General features: G+C 67.1%; 5 protein-coding genes and 1 pseudogene. All 6 read left to right on the top strand.

The genetic code is table 11. The features are described 5' to 3' along the window. Window positions 1-339, top strand: a pseudogene (locus VGS97_RS17385) (hypothetical protein); the annotation flags it as partial. 138 nt (window positions 340-477) lie between these two features. Beyond that, window positions 478-897, top strand: coding sequence for a hypothetical protein (locus tag VGS97_RS17390; protein WP_326854609.1), 420 nt, complete (start codon window positions 478-480; stop codon window positions 895-897). Between the two features lie 165 nt (window positions 898-1062). After that, window positions 1063-1257: a hypothetical protein gene (locus VGS97_RS17395; RefSeq protein WP_326854610.1), complete on the top strand. Its 195-nt coding sequence runs from the start codon at window positions 1063-1065 to the stop codon at window positions 1255-1257. After that, a complete protein-coding gene (locus VGS97_RS17400; protein ID WP_326854611.1) occupies window positions 1254-2129 on the top strand; it encodes a metal ABC transporter permease in 876 nt (291 codons plus the stop codon). The genes VGS97_RS17395 and VGS97_RS17400 overlap by 4 nt, the downstream gene beginning before the upstream one ends. 20 nt (window positions 2130-2149) lie before the next feature. After that, window positions 2150-2620 carry a transcriptional repressor gene (locus tag VGS97_RS17405; protein WP_326854612.1) on the top strand — a complete coding sequence of 157 codons (471 nt, stop codon included), beginning with the start codon at window positions 2150-2152 and terminating at the stop codon, window positions 2618-2620. A 160-nt stretch (window positions 2621-2780) separates the two neighbouring features. Continuing rightward, complete coding sequence (locus tag VGS97_RS17410) at window positions 2781-3749, top strand: ATP-binding protein (RefSeq protein ID WP_326854613.1); 969 nt, start codon at window positions 2781-2783, stop codon at window positions 3747-3749. The last annotated feature ends 13 nt before the right edge of the window (window positions 3750-3762 follow it).

Here is a 3762-nt window from a genome sequence, read left to right on the forward strand (position 1 = left end):
GATCAGCGCAAGGAGATCCTCACACGAGAGCGACTCCAGCCCCGACACGAGACAGAACTCTGCCACAGCCGGATCAGACAGCGCCAACAGCACGCCCACCTGCACGCCGAGCAAAATCACAAGACAGATGAAGGTTTACCGCAGAACACCTCGCCGCTGCACGAGCAGCACATCGTGTTCCACGAGATCGACCATGTCCTGCGTCGACACGAGCCCAAGCGCGTTTTGAGCGCCGATATCGCTCAACTCCTGGCCCCGCTGTCGAGCATCGGGACGTTCAGCGTGTACTGGGCCACGACACATATACCGATGACGACGACGAGTACGAAGCTGAACTAATCGCCACGCTCATCCTGCGCAAGGTGGGTCGGTCGTCCATGGACACTTCGGGAGCGGATGACAGCGAGGTCGGGAGCGATGTGGCATCCCGCGTTGAACGTGCGCTGCGCCGATCCGGGAGGCGGGAGGTGATAGGCCGTGCCCGGCGCCGGAGCGATCGCATTTCCCGCAGTCGCGTTGATCGCATGGTTGCTGGTCGTGGTCGAGTACGGGCACGTAAGGTGCGACCGCAGCAATCCGTCGCAGATCGCGCTGCTGGCAGTCTTCGTACTCCTTGCCCTGACGTTCATCACCAGTTCGCCAGGTTTCTGGAACTTGATCAACAGCTACAGCCTCTACGGAGACTTGGTCACGCTTCATGTGCAGACCTTCGTCATCTGCGCCATGGCGTCCCTGCTCCTCGCCCTACTGATCCTGTGGAGCTATCCACTCGACCGCGCCAAGCCGAGGATCTACCTGCTACTCGGACTGATCATACTTGCTCTCGCAGCGGTGATCACGCTGTTTGTCACCGTCGACCATGCACACGCGAAAGACGCCTTTCGGCTGGTGCGCTAGTACTCCTCCTCACCCGGATTCATCGCTTATCTGCTGGTCTATCAGGCTATTTTTGCAGTCACGATACTAAACATCGTGCTGCTGTGGCTGGTACACCCGCACGGTGAAAACGACCCTGGTGCGCCGCGGTCTGATCGTGACCGCTGTCGGTGCAGGTTCGGGTCGTTGTACAGCGCAGTACGCCTGACAGTGCTGATTGGGCTGCTCGTCACCTGGACCGCGCTCGCGGCGGCCTACTTCAGCCCGTATCCGATCGGGTTCTACGTCACCGCGTTCGCGTTCGCCGCATACGTGGCCGCGCAGCTACCGAGCCGAGCCGCCGTGCTCGGCCGGGCGGTCCGGGCCGGGAGCGGCGCGTGAGCATCTTCGAGCACTCCTTCATGGTGCACGCACTGCTGGCCGGCACCGGGATCGCGGCCGCCTGCGGGCTGGCCGGGTACTTCCTGGTGCTGCGCGCGCAGGTGTTCACCGCCGACGCGCTCTCGCACGTCGCGTTCACCGGGGCGCTGGCCGCCCTCGCCTTCGGGATCAACCTGCGCGTCGGCTTGTTCGCCGCAACGATCCTGGTCGCGCTGTTGCTCGCGGCGCTCGGCGAGCGCGGGCGCGCCGACGACGTCGTGATCGGCAGCGTCTTCGCCTGGGTGCTGGGTCTGGGCGTGTTCTTCCTGACCCTGTACACCACCGACCAATCCGGGAGCGGCACCGGCAACGGGACAGTCAGCGTCCTGTTCGGCTCGATCTTCGGACTGTCCGCCGCGCAGGCCGGCGCCGCCCTGTGGATCGGGGCCGCGGTCCTGTTCGCCCTGCTGGCGATCGCCAGGCCGCTGTTGTTCGCCTCTCTCGACCCGGCCGTGGCCGCCGCGCGCGGCGTGCCGGTCCGCGCACTCGGCTACCTCTTCCTGGCCCTGATCGGCGCGGCCTGCGCGGAGGCGACTCAAGCGGTCGGCGCCCTGCTGCTGCTCGGCCTGATTGCCGGGCCCGCGGGCACCGCGTTGTTGCTGACCGACCATCCATTCCGTGGCATGGCGATCGCGACCGCACTCGGCGTGGCCGAGATGTGGGCGGGGCTTGCCCTGGCCTATTACGCGCCCCGGCTGCCGCCCAGCTTCGCGATCACCACCGTGGCGGCCGTCGGCTATGCCTGCGCGCTCGCTGCTCATCGACACCGCACCAGCACCAGCCCTGCCGATGACGCGACCGCGCGCCAGGAGCGGGCGACCGCACAGCTCTAGCCATCCAGGAGCCACCACACATGGTCAAGACCGCGCGCCGCGCAGCACGCGCCGCAGACGTGGCCGACACCACCCCCGCCGAAGTGTCCTCAGGGCGCAACACGCGCCAACGCCGCGCCCTGCTCGCCGTAATGGCCGAGCATCCCGACTTCACCAGCGCCCAAGCCCTGCACCAACGCCTGCGCGACAAGGGCGAGAGCATCGGCCTAACCACCGTGTACCGCACCCTGCACGCGCTGACCGAAACAGGGCTCGTCGACAGTGTGCGCGACGAGGGCGGCCGCCAGCACTTCCGTGCCCGACCGACCACCGAGCACCAGCACTACCTGCGTTGCCGCTTGTGCGGGTTCAACGTCCCGGTAGCGTCCCGCGCTCTGGAGCGCTGGGCGAGGACCACCGCGGCAGACCTCGGCTTCGCGCAGGTCGAGCACGTTGTCGAGCTGACCGGGCTGTGTGCGCAGTGCCAGGCACGAGGCGCCATGAGCGAGTGACCATCGTCGGCCATCCGTGCGCCATCCGTCCGGCCCTGCACGAAGAACCGACCGCCGCCGCCCCTCGCGCGCCGACTTGACAGGCCGTCGGGAGACCGGGAATGCTCGAACCAGATTTTGAAAACGACATTCATATTCGATAGACGGCTGGGAGGCGGGCATGCGCGTTGCGTTCGTCGGCAAGGGTGGCAGCGGTAAGACGACTCTCTCGGCGCTCTTCGCCCGGCACTTGGCCAACGCAGGTGCGCCGGTGGTGGCGATCGACGCCGACATCAATCAGCACCTGGGCGTGGCGCTCGGCGTAGAGGAAGGCGCGTGCGCGGCGATCCCGCCGCTCGGCGGGCACCTTGCCGACATCAAGGAGTTCCTGCGTGGCACGAACCCGCGCATCGCCTCGGCCGCGCAGATGGCCAAGACCACCCCGGCCGGGAGCGGCTCCCGGCTGCTTTGTCTCGGCGGACAGGACCCGTTCCATCGCGACTGGAGCGTAGACGCGGGTGGAGCGCGGCTGATGGCCACCGGCCCGTTCACCGAGCAGGACCTCGGGATCGCCTGCTACCACTCCAAGACCGGTGCTGTTGAGCTGTACCTGAACCACCTGGTCGACGGTGAGGGCGAGTACGTGGTCGTGGACATGACTGCGGGGGCGGACAGCTTCGCCTCCGGGCTGTTCACTCGCTTTGACCTCACCTTCCTGGTCGTCGAGCCCACGCTGCGCGCCGTGTCGGTCTACCGGCAGTACCGCGACTACGCCCACGGCTACGGCGTGGCGCTCGCGGTGATCGGCAACAAAGCCACCGGACCCGGTGATGAGGCGTTCCTGCGCACGCATGTGGGTTACGACCTGCTGACCTGCCTGACCGCCTCACCCTATGTGCGTGCCGCCGAGCAGGGACGCTTCGCCCCACTGGACGCGCTCGAACCCGCCAACCACCACGCACTCGACGCACTGCGCGCTCGTGTGGACCAGCAGGTCAAGGACTGGGACCGCTTCCAGCGCCAGGCGATCGACTTCCACCTGCGCAACGCCGACGCCTGGGCCAGCAAAGCCGCCGGCGCTGACCTGAGGACCCAGATCGACCCCGAGTTCAAACACGGCCCCCGCGCGCTGAGCCTGCTCACCGCCTGATCCATCACACCCG

This window comes from Actinocrinis sp., from assembly GCF_035946395.1.
Taxonomy (GTDB): Bacteria; Actinomycetota; Actinomycetes; order Streptomycetales; family Catenulisporaceae; genus Actinocrinis.

Coding starts and splice junctions, on each gene's coding strand:
- VGS97_RS17405 (WP_326854612.1), top strand. CDS start 2,150: ATGGTCAAGACCGCGCGCCGCGCAGCACGCGCCGCAGACGTGGCCGAC.
- VGS97_RS17410 (WP_326854613.1), top strand. CDS start 2,781: ATGCGCGTTGCGTTCGTCGGCAAGGGTGGCAGCGGTAAGACGACTCTC.